Genomic DNA, 16,277 nt, shown 5'->3' with positions numbered 1-16,277 from the left:
AGTTTTGCTTCCCGCCTCATGCCGACTTGCTCACGCCCCCTTGGCGGCGCGATAGGCTTCCATCAGCTGGCGGCCGGCGGCGAGGATGCCCTCGCGGTCGCCCTTCTTGACCAGGGTTTCGTCGACCAGCTTGCCGCCGGCGCCGACGCAGGCCACGCCTGCCGCGACATAGGACGCCACGGTGGTGGCGTCGATGCCGCCGGTGGGGACGAAGCGGACGCCGGGGAAGACCGACTTCAGCGCCTTGATGTGCGCCGGGCCGACGGTGGAGGCCGGGAAGATCTTGATGGCGTCGGCGCCCGCGGAAATCGCGGCATGCACCTCGGTCGGGGTCAGGGCGCCCATCAGGCAGGCCACGCCATGGTCGCGGCAGGCGGCGGCCACCTTCGGCACGACGCAGGGCGAGACCACGTACTTGGCGCCGGCCTTCACCACGTCGGCGACGGCGCCGGGGGTCAGGACGGTGCCGGCGCCGATCAGGGCGCCGCCCTCGGCCGACAGCTCCTCGATCAGGCCGACGGCGCCGGGGGTGGTCATGGTGATCTCGAAGGTGCCGTAACCGGCCTCGCGCAGCCAGGTGACGGCGGTGCGCGCCAGATCGGCGGAGCTGTTGCGGATGACCGGAACGACGCCATAGGCGACGAGCTGGTCCAGGATTTCGACAGGGCTCTGGGTGGTGGACATCAGGATTCCTCGGATTTCTTCTGGATGATTGGGGATGAGGGGTTTGAAAGGGAAGCCGGCCGCTCCGGCACGCGGTGGTGCCCGGCCAGAACCGCCTTGATGCGGGCCAGACGGCGGTCGAGACCCGGCGGGGCCTGCAAGCCGACCGCGACGGTCAGCACGTCGATCAGCGCCAGTTGCGCCAGCCGCGAGGCCATCGGGGTGTGGACGGCGGTGTCCTCGTCGACGTCGACGGTCAGGCGGATGTCGGCACGTTCGGCCAGCGGCGTCGCGGACGCGGTGATGGCGATCACCGTCGCCCCGCCGTCGCGGGCGATGGCGGCGACGTCGAAGATCTCGTCGCTGGTGCCGGTCTTTGAAATCGCCAGCAGGGCATCGCCGGGGCCGAGTGTCGCCGCCGCCATCGCCTGCAGATGGGCGTCGGTGCTGGCGGTTACCTGCGGCAGCAGGCGGAACAGCTTGTGATGGGCGTCCAGCGCCACCGCGCCCGACGCGCCGACGCCGACGATCTGCACCCGCCGCGCCCGCGCCAGCACCCCGGCCGCCTTTTCCAGCGCCATGCTGTCGAGCCGGCCGCGCAGGCGGACCAGCGCGTCAATGGAGCGGTTCAGCACCTTTTCCGCCGCACTGGCGACGCTGTCACCGGGGGTGAGGTCGCGCACCAGCGGGGTCGGGCGGTCGCCGACCTCCTCCCGCACGGCGGAGGCCGCCAGATGCTGGGCCAACGAGATCTTGAATTCCTGAAAACCGCCGAAGCCGGCGGAGCGGCAGAAGCGCAGGACCGACGGTTCGCTGACCCCGGCCTTGCCGGCCAGCTGCGCCAGGCTGTCGCGGACCGCGGCCTCCGGATCGGCCAGAACGGTGCGGGCCACCGCAGCTTCCGCGCGGCGCAGGCTGTCGAGGGACGAGGCGATGGTGTCCAGCATGGGGGGGCCAGCGTGGCTGCCGAGAAACGAATGTAGTTTTACTACAGATACGCCGCTTTGTCGACCCGCCTGTGAAGCAACACTACATTTCGTCCGCGCACCCCCTCTACTTTCCGGGCGCCCGTTGAAGGGGTGGCCCAATGCGGGGTGGTGGTCCCAGGGAACAAATTGGGGAGACAAATGAAAAGCCCCTCTCCGTCGGGAGAGGGGCTTTTCGGGTGGGTCAGGTCAGGCCGACCGCACCTGACTGAGGAAGCGGTCGATCTGTTGTTGGAGATGGCCGGTCTGGGTCGAGACCTCTTGGGCGACCGACAGGACCTCCTGCGCCGACTGGCCGGTCTGGCCGGCGGCGGTGCGGACCTGACCGATGTTCTGCGAGGCCTGGGCGGTGCCGCCCGCCGCCTGCTGGACATTGCGGGCAATCTCCGAGGTGGCGGCGCCCTGCTCCTCCACCGCTGCGGCGATGCTGGCGGCGATGTCGTTCAGGCGGCCGATGGTCAGGCCGATGCTGCGGATGGCGTTCACCGCCTCGCCGGTCGCCTGCTGCATGGCGCCGATCTGGCCGGCGATCTGGTCGGTGGCCTTCGCCGTCTGGCTGGCCAACTGCTTGACCTCCTGCGCCACCACGGCGAAGCCCTTGCCGGCCTCTCCCGCCCGCGCCGCCTCGATGGTGGCGTTCAGCGCCAGCAGGTTGGTCTGGCCGGCGATGTCGGAGATCAGGTCGAGCACGGCGCCGATGCGGCTGGCGGCCTCGTTCAGTTCGCGCATGGTGCTGTCGGTGCGGTCGGCCTCGTTTGCCGCCTTGGCGGCGATGGTCGCCGATTCGGTTACCTGCCGGGCGATCTCGCTGATCGACTGCGACAGCTCATGCGCGGCCGACGCGGCGCCGTCGACGTTGACCGACGCGGTCTCCGCCGCCTCGGCGGCGCTGCCCGCCTGACGGGAGGTGTTGTCGGCGGTCGCCACCATGCCGGCGGCGGTCTGATGCATCTGGGTGGCGGCGGCGGATACCGTCTCCACCACAGTCTTCACGCCGTTCTCGAACTGGTCGGCCAGCGACAGCATGGTCTGGCGGCGTTCTCCGGCGGCCCGCTGGCGTTCGGCCTCGGCGGCGGCGCGGGTTGTTTCCACCTCGCGCGCGGTGTCGCGGAAGACGAGCAGCGCCGCCCCCATCTCCGCGATCTCGTCATGGCCGTGCAGCGCGATCTCGGCGTCCAGGTCGCCGGCGGCGATCCGGCCCATGCCGGCTTTGAGAGCCATCATCCGACGGATGACGATGCGGCCGATATAGAGCCAGACGACCAGAATCGACACCAGGATGCTGGCGACGGCGACGGCGATCTGCGTCAGCTGGCTGTTGTCCAGCATGCGGGTGGTGGCGCCGCTGGCCTCGGCGATGTTGTGCTTCTGGCCCTCGACCAGGGTGGCGATCCCCTTGGACAGGGTGGTGGTCAGGGCGTGGTTGCTCTCCAGCAGCTGGACGAAATAGCCCTGGATCGCCAGTTCCTTCTGCCGGAGGGTGACCAGCGAGGTCTCGCCGATCGAATAATCCTTCAGAAGGTCCGCCTGCTTCGAGGCGACGGCGGCCAGCCGCTCCGGCAGCCCCCGGGCACCGTTGGACAGGCCGGCGAGCGACACGCCGACCCGCGTCTCGATGATCGCCAGCCGCTGGTCGTCGTTGGTCGTCGCCGCTTCCATCAGCATGTTGCGGATGTTGGCCGCCTCGTTCGTGACGGCAATCAGCGGCTTCTTCTGAGTCGTGATCTTGGACAGGGTGGCCGCCGCTTCGCGCATCGCGGCAGCATCGGCATCCGGCTCCGCCAGTGTCGAGCGGGCCTGTTCCTCGTCATTGTTGAGGACGGAGGTCCACGGGGCGGCGAATTTCTGGATTTCCGCCTCGGCGGCCATCACCTTCGGCAGCATCGCCGTGCGTTCGGCGGCGAGCGCCACCCGTTCGGCCGCCGCCTGGTCGAGCTGCACGAGGTTGTTGAGCAGCCCCTGCGATGCCTGCTCGATGGCGGCGAGCTGATCCCCGGCGGAGCCGGTGGCGCGCAGCCGGGACAGGCGCGTGTTGAATTCCTCTTTCGCCTCCGCAATGCGGGCGGACACCGCTTCCCGCGCGGCGGCGGCGTCGGCGGAGGTCAGGGCCGGTGCCAGCGCCACCAGCCGTTCGGCCTGCTGCGCCACCGCCATGCCCTCGGTCATCGCCGGCACCGCTTCGCCGACGATGGCGTCGATGGTGGTGCGCACATTCGCATAGCCGGTCAGCGCCACGGCGGCGGCGACCAGCGTGCCGGACAACACCACGCCGATGGCGATCATCAGCTTGGCGCGCAGCCCGGAATACCAGGCGGCGCCTTTCGCGGGCGCGCCTTGGAGCATCATGCTCCGGCTATCGTTCGACATACCGTCCTCCCCCCTTGATGCTCTCGGGCACCAGCGCTCCACACGTCACTGCGGCCGGCCGTTCCGGCTCTCGCCGCATCACCGTTTCCTCCGTCCCCTCCCCGGTACGGCCATCGGCGAGGTCACGGGAAAGGAACAGTTGCAAATAATTTGACCGTTCCGTGACTAGGAAAGCGCCAAAATCGCTAAGAAAGAAATAAGGAGAATCCACGATTCTTCCGCATTGCGTTGCGGATCATGCCGCATCGCAATGGATGGCCGGCTGCGTCGCATGAGGATTTCACCGAGAAGGAGCACACTCTGCCGGGGGCAAGTCGGAAGGGTGGCCTATGCCGCGGCAAATCACATCTGATTTAAGTGATATAACAGATTTACTCGCAGCCGCCGGACGCAAAGGCGTCAGGCGGACGGACATCGGCCGAAAAAACGCCGGCCTTTGGGGAAAGGCCGGCTTGCGAGGTTTGGAGGCAACCTTGTTCGGGTGCCGCGTCAGGCGAGTGCTTCCCGCGGGCCGAAGAACTCGTGGATGATGGCCGACTCCGGGAGGCCCAGCGCGGTCAGCGCCTTGACCACCGCGGCCATGAAGGGCTTCGGGCCGACGACATAGGCGGCCACGCCCGGCTCCTTCGGCAGCAGGTTGGCCAAACGCTGCTGGTCGAGCAGGCCGACCAAGTGCGGCTGGTCGCCCGGCTGCGGCTCCGCATAGCAATAGACCGGCTTCAGCGCCTCGTTCATGGCGGCCAGCTCGTCGATCTGCTGGCGGAAGGCGTGGACCGAGCCGTTGAGCGCGGCATGCACGTAGATGACCTTGCGGCCGGCGGCCAGCGCCTGTTCGGCCAGCGGCAGGGCGGGGGTCTGGCCGACGCCACCGGTGATCAGCAGCAGCGGGCCGGCGCCCTCGCGCAGCACGAACTCGCCGGCCGGCGGATAGACGTCGATCTCGTCACCGACCTGCACGCGGTCATGCAGGAAGCCGGACACCAGACCCTGCGGCTCGCGCTTCACCGAGATGCGGTAGTCGCGGCCGTTCGGCGAGGCCGAGAGGCTGTAGTTGCGGTGGACGGTGTCGCCGGCGACGGTCAGGCGCAGGCCGAGATACTGGCCGGGATGGAAATCCATCACCCGCCCGCCATCGACCGGCGCCAGCCGGAAGGAGGTGATGACGGCGCTTTCCGGCGTCTTCTCCACGATGCGGAAGCGCCGGGCGCCGCGCCAGCCGCCGGTCAGCGCCGCCTTGCGGGCATATTCCTTTTCCTCCGCCGCGATCAGCAGGTCGGCCAGTTGCCAGTAGGCCGCGCCCCAAGCGTCGGCGACCTCGGCCGTCACCGCATCGCCCAGCACCTTGCCGATGGCTTCCATCAGGCAGGTGCCGACGATCTTGTACTGGTCGGGGGTGATGTTGAGCGAAACGTGCTTCTGCACGATGGCCTCCACCGCCGGGCCCAGAACCTCCAGCCGGTCGATGTTGGAGGCGTAGGCGATGATGGCGTTGGCCAGCGCTTCCGGCTGGGCGCTGCTGCGCTGGTGGCTCTGGTTGAAGACGGCGCGCACCTCGGGGAAGCGCTCGAACATCAGCGGATAGAAGGTGCCGGTGATCTCGTTGGCATTGGCGGCGACGGCGGGAGCCGTGGCCTTGATGACGGCGATCTGTGCAGGCGTCAGCATGAAGAGGGCAATCCTTTTACGCGTCACGTTGTCGCAACCGGATGGCAAACCCTGTGCCAAAGCGACGCAGCCAGCGATTCCGCACTGCACAGAGGGGAGCGTTGTCAAAGCGACCGCGGACGCTATGATGTCGAATGAACAACGATGTGGTCATTTCGACAACGGTGCTGCCGCTCGCCGAGGCAGGGGCGCTTTTGCTGGCGATGGACGATCCGGCGCAACTGTGGCCGCTGCTGCTCGACCTGATGGCGCGCCATCTGCCCTGCGATGCCTGTGCGCTGCTGCGTCACGACAGCCGGCCGGGGGAGGAGGGGCTGCTGGTTCCGCTGGCCACGCGCGGGCTCAGTCCCGACACGCTCGGCCGGCGTTTCGAACTGGGCGAGCATCCCCGCCTGCAGGCGATTGCCGAGGCGGAGGACGGGCCGCTGCGCTTCCCCGCCGGCTGCGAGTTGCCCGACCCCTATGACGGGCTGATCCCCGACCTGCGCGAGCGGTTGCATGTGCATGACTGCGTCGGAGCGCCGCTGAGCGTCGACGGGCGGCCCTGGGGCGTGCTGACGCTGGACGCGCTGAACGAAGGGCGTTTCGACGGCTGGGACGGGGCGATTGCCGCCTGGGCGAAATTGACTGCAGACCTCGCGACCGCGGTGGAGCGGCGGGCGGCACAGGACGCAGCCGTGGCAGCGGATGGCGGAACGCCCCTGCGCATCCTCGACGATCCGCCGCAGGGGCTCGATTTCGACCCCGTCGGCAGCAGCCCGGCGATGGCCGCTCTGCTGACGGAGGTCGATACCGTGGCGGCCAGCGACCTCGTCGTGCTGGTGCTGGGCGAGACCGGGGTGGGGAAGGAACTGGTGGCCCGCCGGCTGCACGCCCACTCCCCCCGCGCCGCCGGGCCGCTGGTCCACGTCAATTGCGCGGCCCTGCCGGACGCGCTGGTGGAAAGCGAGCTGTTCGGCCATGTGCGCGGCGCCTTCTCCGGTGCGGTGGCCGACCGGCGCGGCAAGTTCGAACTGGCCGACGGCGGCACCCTGTTCCTGGACGAGGTCGGCGAACTGCCGCTGGCGGTGCAGGCCAAGATGCTGCGGGCGCTGCAGAACGGCGAGATCCAACGCGTCGGCTCCGACCGCCACATCACCGTCGACGTCCGGGTGATCGCCGCCACCAACCGCGACCTCGCGGCAGAGGTGCGGGAAGGCCGCTTCCGGGCCGACGTCTATCACCGGCTCAGCGTCTATCCGTTGCGGGTGCCGCCGCTGCGCGACCGCGGCACCGACATCCTGCGGCTGGCCGGCCTGTTCCTGGAACGCAACCGGGCGCGGCTGGGCTTGCGCAACCTTCGTCTGTCGGCGGCGGCGGAGCGGCGCATGCTGGCCTACCCCTGGCCCGGCAACGTGCGCGAGCTGGAGCACGCCATCGGCCGAGGCGCCATCCGCGCCCGCGTCGCCCGTCCGCCGGACGGCGGCGTGCTGACCCTGACCCCGGTGGATTTGGGCTTGGAGGATTTGGGCTTGGCCGATCCGGGGCAGGAGGAGGGGAGTGCCGTGACGGCGGCGATGCCGGCGCAGCGCTCCCGCCTGCCGGAACCGCCGGACCTGCCTGAACTGCCGTTGCGCGACGCGGTGGAGGATCTCGAACGCCGGATGATCCGCGAGCATCTGGCCCGCCACGACGGCAACTGGGCGCAGACGGCGCGGTCGCTCGGCCTTGACCGCAGCAACCTGTTCCGCCTCGCCCGGCGGCTGGGATTGCGGGAATGAGCGGGGAGGGGCTGTCCTGGCGCGCGGACATCGACGCGCTGGTCTTCCGCCCGGCCGGTCACGGCGGCTGGTGCGCCGTCCACCGTCTGGCCTTCCGCGCCCTGCTCGGCCGGCGAGCCCCGACGCCGGAGGACTGCCTCGCCTACGCCGCCGCCCACCGCACCGCGTTCGAGGCCGCGGCGGCCGGCAAGATATCAGGGCGCGGCTACGGTGCCGCGGCCAGCCTGCATCTGACCAGCCGCGACATCGAACGCTTCCTCTAGAATCCCATCTGCCGCGGCATCCACAGCGCCAGATCCGGCCAGATGATCACCGCGACCACCACCAGCAGCATGGTGACCAGCGGCCACATCACCCAGCGTAGGGTGCTTTCCATCGAACAGCCGGTCATGCGGCAGGCCACCATCAGGTTGACGGCCATCGGCGGGGTGAACTGGCCGACGGCGATCATCAGGGTCAGGATGACGCCGAACCAGGTCAGGTCCCATTTGTAGGCGGTGGCGATGGGGATCAGCAGAGGCAGCAGGATGATGAAGATCGAGATGCCGTCCAGGAAGGTGCCGATGATGGTTAGCATCACCACCAGCAGCGCCATCACGCCATATTCGCCAAGGCCGGAGTGGATGATGGCGTCGGCGATGGGGTCGATCACCGACAGGGTGCTCAGCGCCCAGCCGAACACGCTGGCCAGCGCGATCACCGTCAGGATGATGGCGGAGATCTCCGCCGCCTCCACCAGCATGGAATAGAGGTCGCGGAGGCGGATGGTGCGGTAGACCACCATGCCGAGCAGCAGGCCGTAGGCCACCGCGATCACCGCCGCCTCGGTCGGGGTGAAGATGCCGAGACGCAGGCCGCCCAGGATGATGACCTTGGCGAACAGGCCGAGCGATGCGTCCCACAGGCTGCGCCAGAAGGGCGGGCGCGGCTCGTGCGACAGCTTGGCGCCGAGATTGTGTTTCCGCGCCAGCCAGAAGACCGGGATGATGAGGGCGAGGCCGGCCAGCGTGCCGGGAATGATGCCGGCGGCGAACATCGAGGTGGTCGGGGCGGCCGGCACCAGGACGCTGTAGATGATGAGGGCGACCGACGGCGGGATCAGGATGTCGGTGGCCGCCGCCGCGGCGATGACGCTGGCGATGTAGGGGCGGGGATAGCCGGCGCGGATCATGCTGGGCGCCATCACGCCGCAGACCGCCGCGGCGATGGCGGGGCCGGAACCGGAGATGCCACCCATCATCATCGCCACCACCACCGCGATGATCGCCAGCGCACCCTTGCCCTGGCCGACGATGGCGGTGGCGAAGCGCACCAGCTTCTGCGCCACGCCCGACCGGTCGAAGATGGTGCCGGCCAGCACGAACATCGGGATGGTCAGCAGCGGATATTTGGCGATGCCGGTATAGACGCTGGTCGGGACCGAAAGGACGCCGAGATGGGCAAAGGCGATGGCGGCGGTGCCGGCCAGGCCAAGGGCGGCGGCAATCGGCACGCCCGCCAGCATCATGATCAGGAAGGACCCGAAGAGCAGGCTGGTGATCACGGTTCGCCCTCCGGGATATGTCCGGTTTCCAGCGGTTCGGTGCCGCGGTGGATGCGGATCATGCGGCCGATGGTGCGGGCCAGCACCACCAGCGACAGCACCGGCAGCCAGATCGTGTAGATCCACTGCGGCAGCCCCAGCGCCGGCGAGGTCACCTCGAACCGGTAATCGTCCCAGGTCGTCCAGGTGCCGTAAACCACCAGCAGCCCGTACATCAGCGCGACGCAGGCCATGGCGAACTGTTCCGCCCGACGGCGGTTGGCCGGCGACAGCTTGTCGGTGACGAAGGTGATGCGGATGTGCCGGTCCTTCACAACCGCGGCCGAGGCGCCGAGGAAGGTCAGGATCACCATCAGCGCGATCGAATATTCCTCGGTGAAGGCGAAGGAGACGTCGGTGAGGTAGCGCACCACGACGTTGGCGAAGGTGATCAGCGCCACCACCGCCATGGTGATGGCGACCAGCACCTCTTCGATGCCCAGAGGGACGCGGGGTTTCGGCACCGGCCGGACGACGGTGGGGTCGTGATCGCTCATATTGCCAGGGTCCAGATGGAGGGAGCGGGATTATTCCCTTCACCTGTCAATCAATGCAAGAAACGATCTCTCCGACGGATTAATCCGCCGACATGCCGGCCATCCCGTCTTCGCAGAGCGCGTCTTCACCGAGCGGGATCCGTAGCGTGAAGACGCTGCCCCCGCCCAATCGGCTGTCGACCGTCACCGTTCCACCATGCAGCGCCGCGATGCGGCGGACCATGTTCAGCCCGACACCGCTGCCCGCCGCCGTTCCGGTGTTGGAGGCGCGGAAGAACCGGTCGAACACCCGCTCCCGTTCGCTGTCCGGGATGCCGATGCCCTGGTCGGCCACCGACAACGCCAGTTGCGATTGCCCGTCCGGCCCTTCCTCGCCCCCGTCCTCGCTCCAGGCGCGCAGCCGGACCGGCGTGCCGGGAGGCGAGTATTTCAGCGCGTTGTTCAGCAAGTTGTGGACGCACAGCTCCAGCATCGGGCCGTCGCCGGTCATCCGGGCCGGACAACCGTCCAGCTCCAGCTCAATCCGCCGGCCGGGGGCGGCGTCGCCCTGGGCCGAAGCGGCAGCGCGCAGCAAAGCCGGCAGTTCCAGCGGATCGCGGCGCAACGCGAAAGCCGGGTCGCTCAGTCGGTCGTCGGCAAGGCAGGTATCCAGGATGTTGACCTGCCGGCGTACCGCACGGCGGATCTTCTCCAGCCGCGGCAGCATGCCGGGGGCCTTCACCTCCGCGTCCATCAGCAGAAGCTGGGCCGCGCCGTCGATGATGGCGAGCGGCGTCTTGAACTCGTGGGCCGCCATCGACAGGAAGCCGTTCAGCGCCCGCTTGGCCTCCTGCTCCGCCACCAGCCGCTCCTCCGCCTCCAGCCGGGCGAGGTCGAGGCGCCGCACCATGTCCTCCAGCCGCATTTCGGCCCGGCGGCGATGGGTGACGTCGCGCAGCATCAGCAGGCAGCCGACCTCGCGCGCCGCAGCACGCCCGCCGGCGCTGCCGGAGGTGAGCGGGACGCGGGTCGCCTCGAAGCTGCGCACTGTGCCGTCACTCTCCAGCGTCAGCGGCGCCGGAAGGGTGATGTCCCGCGGCGACAGCGCCGACAGGCCGGGGAGGTCGGCCAGCCGGCGGCCGAGCGGCGTGCCGTCGGGCACCAGCGCCAGGGCCGCCGGGTTCGCCTCCACCACCGTGCCGTCGGCATCGAGAACCAGAACGGGGTCGGGTACGGCGTCCAGCAGGGCGTCGCGGGCGACCGGCAGCAGGACGAACAGGCGCCGCCGGGTGATCAGCCAGTAGAACACCGCGCCCATCAGCAGGAAGCTGAAGGGAGTGGGGTCGAAGTCGAACAGCGTCAGGTTGCCGGTGACGTAGCCGACATTCGCCACCCACGGCACCGCCATCGCCACCAGGAAGCCCAGGTAATGGGTGCGGTAGGCCGGCGTGGCCCGGTGGATGCCGCTGGCGGTGACGACGATGCTCATCACCATGAAGGCATAGAGATAGATGGTGACGACGAAGAACAACAGGCCGTGGCTGTAGTCCAGCGCGGCGCCCGGCGCGTCGCTGATCGGTTGGACCGCCGTGTAGATCAGCCGATGGGCGTCGTTGGTCAGCGCCGCCGCCCAGGTCAGCGCGCCCACCACGACCGGCACCAGCCGCCAGCGCGCCGCCAATTCCTCCTGCGTGTAGGACCACAGGAACAGTGCCCAGAAGCTGGGGGTGCAGACGATGCCGAACCACGCCATTTCGGCCCAGAACAGCTTGTCCGCCGGGGCCGGGACGATGGTTTCGATGGCGGCAGCCGTCGTCCACCAGCAGGCGGACAGCTGCATCGCCACGAAGTTGAAGCGTCCAGGAAAGGGGGGCAGAGCCCAGCTGCGCCATGCCGTCCACAAGGTCGCCAGCACCGCGGCAAGCAGGAGAAGGGCCGGCAGGGTCAGCATGGCGGAACGGACGGAACGGGCAAGATGGCTCCGGAGGAGTGGCGCGGCCGCTCCGCAATGGAGCGGGAAAGCGCTACGGCACCGCAGCATGGACCGGCCGGCCGCAACTCTGCAAGAGCCTGCGGCACTGTGATCGGCCTTGCCCCGAGGGTCGCTCTAGCATTGCGGAATCCGGGCGCGGTCCCGATAACACCTGGATGCGACGATCATGAGGAGCGGCCAGGGTGACGGAACGAGCGGACGGCGGACGGCGGGGCGGAGCGGACAGGGCGGCGGTTCCCCTTGAAGGCGATGCCTTTGCCGGGAATGCCGCGTTGCTGCGCAGCCGCGCCATCCCGTCGCTGTTCGAGGCGCTGGAAACCCAGTCCGAGGGCACGGTGGCGGTCGACCGCGACGCGCGGGTGGTGTGGATCAACGAGAAATACGCCCGCATGCTCGGCATCTCCGACCCCGCCGAGGCCATCGGCCGCGAGGTGGAGGAGATCATCCCCCATTCGCAGATGCGTCAGGTTCTGGCGACCGGCCAGCCGATCCTGCTCGACCTGATGCTGTTCGGCACCCAGCGGCTGGTGGTGACGCGCTTTCCGCTGACCGACGACGCGGGCACGGTGATCGGCGCCGTCGGCTTCGTCCTCTATGACAGCCTGCACCGCCTGAAACCTCTGCTGGCCGAGCTGTCGCGGCTGGAGGCCGAACTGGCGGCGACCCGGCGCCGGCTCGACGAGGGGCGGCAGCCGCGCTACACGCTGCAAAGCTATGTCGGCGACAGCCCGGTCTGCCTGGAGGTCAAGCGCAAGGCCCGCCTCGCCGCCCGCAGCGACGCGCCGATCCTTCTGCTGGGCGAGACCGGCACCGGCAAGGAGCTGATCGCCCAGGCCATCCATGGCCTGTCGGCGCGTAGCGGCCGGTCCTTCGTCGGCGTCAACGTCGCGGCGATCCCGGAAACGCTGCTGGAGGCGGAGTTCTTCGGCGCGGTGCCCGGCGCCTATACCGGGATGGACCGCCGGGGCCGGGAAGGCCGCTTCAAGACCGCCGATGGCGGCACCCTGTTCCTGGACGAGATCGGCGACATGCCGCTTGGGCTGCAGGCCAAGCTGCTGCGGGCCCTGCAGGAGCAGGAGATCGAACCGCTGGGCTCCGACCGTCCGGTGAAGGTCGATGTGCGGGTGATCGCGGCGACGAATGTCGATCTGGAGCAGCGGATCCGCGACGGCCGTTTCCGCTCCGACCTCTATTACCGGCTGAACGTGCTGCCGATCCGACTGCCGGCCCTGGCGGAGATGGGCGGCGGGCTGGAGGCCATCGCAGAATCCATCCTGCAGGAGATCGCCGCCCGCAGCGGCCTTCCCCTGCGCGGCCTGACCCCGGAAGCGGTCGAGGCGCTGAGCCGCCACCGCTGGCCCGGCAATGTGCGCGAGCTGCGCAATGTGCTGGAGCGCACCTGCCTGCTGACCGACAACCGCCGCCTGACCGCCGCCGACCTCGCCGAGGCATTGCCGGATTTGGCGGATGCAGAACCGGCAGAGGTGACGCGTCCGACACCGGCGTCGTCGCTGGTCCATGTGGAACCACAACCCCTGCCGGGCTATGACGAGGCTTTCGACGAGTTCGAGCGCGGGCTACTCGGCCGTGCGCTCGCGGCCAGCGGCGGCCGGGCGACGGAGGCGGCACGGGCGCTCGGCATCTCCCGCGCCGCCTTCTACAAGAAGCTCGCCCGGCTGGGGATGCGCGCCGGCGGGTGAGGCCGGCGCGTTCTCGTCACATCGGCAGCTGCTTCACCGCCGCGACGGCGGTCATCACGCCGCGGATTTCCGCCAGACCACGCAGACGGCCGATCATCGGATAGCCGGGGTGGGTCGGTTTGCCCACATCGTCCAGCAGCTCATGGCCATGGTCGGGACGGAAGGGCAGGCGCCAGTTGTCGTTGCCGGCGTCCTGGCGGCGCTTCTGCTCCTCCAGCAGGGTGGTGACGACCGAAACCATATCCACGTCGCCGCCGAGATGGTCGGCTTCCTCGAAGGAGCCGTCCGGCTCCTTGGCGACGTTGCGCAGGTGGACGAAGTGGATGTCCTCGGCGAAGCGCTTGGCCATCGCCGGCACGTTGTTGGTCTGGCCCGCGCCGAGCGAGCCGGTGCAGAAGGTCAGGCCGTTGTTCGGCGACTTCACCGCATTGATCAGGTGGGCGAGGTCGTCCTCGGTGCTGACGATGCGGGGCAGGCCGAACAGCGGGCGGGGCGGGTCGTCGGGATGGATCGCCATGCGGATGCCGACCTCCTCCGCCGTCGGGATCACCTCGCGCAGGAAGCGGGCCAGCGTCTCGCGCAGGCCGTCGGCGGACATGCCGTTGAAGCGCGCGATCATCTTGCGCAGGCCGGGGATGTCGTAGCGGTCATAGGCGCCCGGCAAGCCGGCCATGATGTTCGACAGCAGCTTCGCCCGGTCGCTTTCGGAAGAGCGGTCGAACCACTCCTTGGCCTTGGCGAGGACCTCCGGCGAATGGTCCTCCTCGGCGCCCGGACGTTCCAGCATGTAGACGTCGAAGGCGGCATGCTCATGGGCGTTGAAGCGCAGCGAGGTGCCGCCGCCCGGCAGCGCCGCCGCCAGCTCCGTCCGCGTCCAATCCAGAACCGGCATGAAGTTGTAGCAGATGGTGGTCACGCCGCAGGCGGCGAGGTTGCGCATCGACTGGCGGTAATTGTCGAACAGCTCCGTCAGGTCGCCTTCGCCGATCTTGATCGCCTCGTGCACCGGCAGGCTTTCGGTGACGGTCCAGCTGAGGCCGAGTTCCTTGTCGGACTCGATCATCGCCTTGCGTTTCTGGATTTCCTCGACCGACCAGACGACGCCGTAGGGGATGTGGTGCAGGGCGGTGACCACGCCGGTGGCGCCGGCTTGGCGGATGTGGTTCAGCTTGATGGCGTCTTCGGGGCCGAACCAGCGCCAGGATTGTTCCATGGCTTCGAACTCCTTGGAAAGAGAGGGGCTTTGGATTTGGGTGTCAGCGGAAAAGCAGGCTCGGCAGCCACAGCGACAGGGCCGGGATGTAGGAGACCAGGAACAGGATCACGATGTTGCAGAGCAGGAAGGGCCAGATCGCCTTGGTGATCGCGCCCAGCGAGATCTTCGCGATGTTCGCTGCGACGAACAGGCAGACGCCGACCGGCGGGGTGGTCAGGCCGATCATCAGGTTCAGCACGGCGAAGGTGGCGAAATGGATCGGGTCGATGCCGACCTGCGTTGCCACCGCCAGCAGCGGCGGGAACAGGATGATCAGCGCCGCGATCGTTTCCATGAAGGTGCCGACGATCAGCAGCAGGATGTTGATCAGCAGGATGATCAGATACTTGTTGGTGGTCAGCGCCAGCATCGAGGCGGCGATGGCCTGCGGGATCTGCTCGCTGGTCAGGATCCAGCCGAAGACGTTGGCAAGCCCCACCAGCAGGATCAGCCCGCCCGCCCCGATGGCGCTTTCCAGCAGGATGCCGGGCAGCTGGCGCAGCTTGAAGCCCTTGTAGACGAACAGCCCGATGACGAAGGCGTAGAGCGCCGCGACGATGGAGGCCTCGGTCGGGGTGAAATAGCCGCCGACGATGCCGAACAGGATGATCGCCGTCATCAGCAGCGCCCAGAAGGCGCCTCGGCTGGCACGCAGCAGCGCGCCGAAGCCCTGCCAAGGCTCCCGGGGATAATTGCGCACCCGCGCCAGGATCCAGACCGTCAGCATCATGCCGACGCCCAGCAGCAGGCCCGGGACGGCGCCGGCCATGAACATCTTGCCGACCGACAGGCCGGTCAGGGTGCCGACGATGATCATCGGCACGCTGGGCGGGATGATCGGCCCGACGGTGGAGGCGGCGGCGGTCACCGCGGCGGCGAAGGGCGCGTCATAGCCGGACTTGCGCATCGCCGGGATCATCACCGCGCCGATGGAGGCGGTCTCCGCCACCGCGGTGCCGGAGATGCCGGCGAACACCATCGACCCCGTCACGTTGGCAAGCCCGAGGCCGCCGCGGATATGGCCGACCAGCCGGTTGCTGAACAGCACGATCTGGTCGGTGATGCCGCCGCCGTTCATCAGGTTGCCGGCCAGCACGAAGCCGGGGATGCAGAGCAGGACGAAGCTGTCCATGCCCGCATACATGAATTGCGGAACAACGGCGAGGTCGATGTCGCTGCCGACCAGATAGACCGCCGACGCGCCGCCCAGCGCGATGCCCACCGGCGCGCCCAGGATCAGCAGGACGGCGAAGGTGACGAACAGTGCGGTGACCATCAGACGGTTTCCCCATGGCTGGGCGGCGCGGAATCGCGCCCGAGCCCGGCCAGCCGGGCGATCGAGAAGAAGGCGAGCGACACCGGGATGATCAGCGTCACCACATAGACCCAGATCATCGGCACGTTGATGGAGCGCGCCCGCTCACCAATGCTGCCGACGACGTAATCCCAGGCGCCGGGGATGATGGCGATGGCAAAGACCAGGATCGCCAGATCGACCAGCCGTGCGACCGCCGTCTGCAGGGGCTTGGGCAGCAGCAGGATGAACATGTCGACGTTCACCAGCTCGCCGCGCAGCAGCGCCAGCCCGCAGGAGAAGGCGACGAGATGGACCAGCGCGAAGCGGGCCACCTCCTCCGTCCAGGGCGGCGAGGGGAAACCGGGAATGCGGCCCAGCACCTGGATGGTCACGACAACGATGAGGACGCCGATGGCCGCCAGGGTTCCCCAGCGGCAAAGGGCGGAGACGGCCGACACCGCGGCGGCAAAGGCGTTGCGCATTGGAAGGGCTCTTGCGGTTGGGGGAGGGGGACACAACTCCGTATCCCCCTC

Annotated in this window: 13 protein-coding genes; 3 read left to right on the top strand and 10 right to left on the bottom strand. The window is 68.7% G+C overall.

Annotated elements, in window-relative coordinates:
* Positions 1-30: 30 nt before the first annotated feature.
* The 4 genes from TSH20_RS08050 to hmpA all read right to left on the bottom strand — a co-directional run bounded on the left by TSH20_RS08050 (position 31) and on the right by hmpA (position 5,681).
* Complete coding sequence (locus TSH20_RS08050; protein ID WP_109074243.1) at positions 31-684, bottom strand: bifunctional 4-hydroxy-2-oxoglutarate aldolase/2-dehydro-3-deoxy-phosphogluconate aldolase; 654 nt, start codon at positions 682-684, stop codon at positions 31-33.
* Complete coding sequence (locus TSH20_RS08045; protein ID WP_109074242.1) at positions 684-1,610, bottom strand: SIS domain-containing protein; 927 nt, start codon at positions 1,608-1,610, stop codon at positions 684-686. The genes TSH20_RS08050 and TSH20_RS08045 overlap by 1 nt, the downstream gene beginning before the upstream one ends.
* A gap of 228 nt (positions 1,611-1,838) precedes the next feature.
* On the bottom strand, positions 1,839-4,016 hold the full coding sequence (locus TSH20_RS08040; RefSeq protein ID WP_247871424.1) for a methyl-accepting chemotaxis protein: 2,178 nt from the start codon (positions 4,014-4,016) through the stop codon (positions 1,839-1,841).
* 489 nt (positions 4,017-4,505) lie between these two features.
* Positions 4,506-5,681, bottom strand: a complete 1,176-nt coding sequence (gene hmpA, locus TSH20_RS08035) for an NO-inducible flavohemoprotein (RefSeq protein WP_109074241.1) — start codon at positions 5,679-5,681, stop codon at positions 4,506-4,508.
* Positions 5,682-5,815: 134 nt separating this feature from the next.
* On the opposite strand from hmpA, the gene norR reads away from it, so the two are divergent.
* Positions 5,816-7,441 (top strand): nitric oxide reductase transcriptional regulator NorR, encoded by a 1,626-nt coding sequence (gene norR, locus TSH20_RS08030; RefSeq protein ID WP_109074240.1) that lies wholly within the window; start codon positions 5,816-5,818, stop codon positions 7,439-7,441.
* Positions 7,438-7,704 (top strand): hypothetical protein, encoded by a 267-nt coding sequence (locus TSH20_RS08025; RefSeq protein WP_109074239.1) that lies wholly within the window; start codon positions 7,438-7,440, stop codon positions 7,702-7,704. Before norR ends, TSH20_RS08025 begins: the two co-directional genes overlap by 4 nt.
* Here TSH20_RS08025 and TSH20_RS08020 read toward each other — a convergent pair.
* The 3 genes from TSH20_RS08020 to TSH20_RS08010 form a co-directional block, all read right to left on the bottom strand.
* Positions 7,701-8,984 (bottom strand): TRAP transporter large permease, encoded by a 1,284-nt coding sequence (locus tag TSH20_RS08020; RefSeq protein WP_109074238.1) that lies wholly within the window; start codon positions 8,982-8,984, stop codon positions 7,701-7,703. The genes TSH20_RS08025 and TSH20_RS08020 overlap by 4 nt on opposite strands.
* Positions 8,981-9,520, bottom strand: a complete 540-nt coding sequence (locus tag TSH20_RS08015) for a TRAP transporter small permease (RefSeq protein WP_109074237.1) — start codon at positions 9,518-9,520, stop codon at positions 8,981-8,983. The genes TSH20_RS08020 and TSH20_RS08015 overlap by 4 nt, the downstream gene beginning before the upstream one ends.
* A 79-nt stretch (positions 9,521-9,599) precedes the next feature.
* A complete protein-coding gene (locus tag TSH20_RS08010) occupies positions 9,600-11,450 on the bottom strand; it encodes a histidine kinase N-terminal 7TM domain-containing protein (protein ID WP_109074236.1) in 1,851 nt (616 codons plus the stop codon).
* Positions 11,451-11,674: 224 nt separating this feature from the next.
* On the opposite strand from TSH20_RS08010, the gene TSH20_RS08005 reads away from it, so the two are divergent.
* A complete protein-coding gene (locus tag TSH20_RS08005; RefSeq protein WP_109074235.1) occupies positions 11,675-13,192 on the top strand; it encodes a sigma 54-interacting transcriptional regulator in 1,518 nt (505 codons plus the stop codon).
* Between the two features lie 16 nt (positions 13,193-13,208).
* On the opposite strand, the gene uxuA is transcribed toward TSH20_RS08005, so the two are convergent.
* From uxuA to TSH20_RS07990, 3 genes are read right to left on the bottom strand one after another with little or no spacing between them, the layout of a single operon-like run.
* Positions 13,209-14,405, bottom strand: coding sequence for a mannonate dehydratase (gene uxuA / locus TSH20_RS08000; protein ID WP_109074234.1), 1,197 nt, complete (start codon positions 14,403-14,405; stop codon positions 13,209-13,211).
* 43 nt (positions 14,406-14,448) lie between these two features.
* Complete coding sequence (locus TSH20_RS07995) at positions 14,449-15,723, bottom strand: TRAP transporter large permease (protein ID WP_109074233.1); 1,275 nt, start codon at positions 15,721-15,723, stop codon at positions 14,449-14,451.
* A complete protein-coding gene (locus TSH20_RS07990) occupies positions 15,723-16,226 on the bottom strand; it encodes a TRAP transporter small permease subunit (RefSeq protein ID WP_109074232.1) in 504 nt (167 codons plus the stop codon). Before TSH20_RS07990 ends, TSH20_RS07995 begins: the two co-directional genes overlap by 1 nt.
* Positions 16,227-16,277: the final 51 nt, after the last annotated feature.

The sequence above is a fragment of the Azospirillum sp. TSH20 genome, assembly GCF_003115935.1.
Classification (GTDB): domain Bacteria; phylum Pseudomonadota; class Alphaproteobacteria; order Azospirillales; family Azospirillaceae; genus Azospirillum.
Note: the sequence above shows the minus strand (reverse complement) of the source record. Positions and strands in the feature narration are given on the sequence as shown.

Excerpts from the sequence above, each read along its gene's own strand:
- TSH20_RS08050 (WP_109074243.1), bottom strand. The coding sequence starts at position 684 with ATGTCCACCACCCAGAGCCCTGTCGAAATCCTGGACCAGCTCGTCGCC.
- TSH20_RS08045 (WP_109074242.1), bottom strand. The coding sequence starts at position 1,610 with ATGCTGGACACCATCGCCTCGTCCCTCGACAGCCTGCGCCGCGCGGAA.
- TSH20_RS08040 (WP_247871424.1), bottom strand. The coding sequence starts at position 4,016 with ATGTCGAACGATAGCCGGAGCATGATGCTCCAAGGCGCGCCCGCGAAA.
- hmpA (WP_109074241.1), bottom strand. The coding sequence starts at position 5,681 with ATGCTGACGCCTGCACAGATCGCCGTCATCAAGGCCACGGCTCCCGCC.
- norR (WP_109074240.1), top strand. The coding sequence starts at position 5,816 with ATGAACAACGATGTGGTCATTTCGACAACGGTGCTGCCGCTCGCCGAG.
- TSH20_RS08025 (WP_109074239.1), top strand. The coding sequence starts at position 7,438 with ATGAGCGGGGAGGGGCTGTCCTGGCGCGCGGACATCGACGCGCTGGTC.
- TSH20_RS08015 (WP_109074237.1), bottom strand. The coding sequence starts at position 9,520 with ATGAGCGATCACGACCCCACCGTCGTCCGGCCGGTGCCGAAACCCCGC.
- TSH20_RS08010 (WP_109074236.1), bottom strand. The coding sequence starts at position 11,450 with ATGCTGACCCTGCCGGCCCTTCTCCTGCTTGCCGCGGTGCTGGCGACC.
- uxuA (WP_109074234.1), bottom strand. The coding sequence starts at position 14,405 with ATGGAACAATCCTGGCGCTGGTTCGGCCCCGAAGACGCCATCAAGCTG.
- TSH20_RS07995 (WP_109074233.1), bottom strand. The coding sequence starts at position 15,723 with ATGGTCACCGCACTGTTCGTCACCTTCGCCGTCCTGCTGATCCTGGGC.
- TSH20_RS07990 (WP_109074232.1), bottom strand. The coding sequence starts at position 16,226 with ATGCGCAACGCCTTTGCCGCCGCGGTGTCGGCCGTCTCCGCCCTTTGC.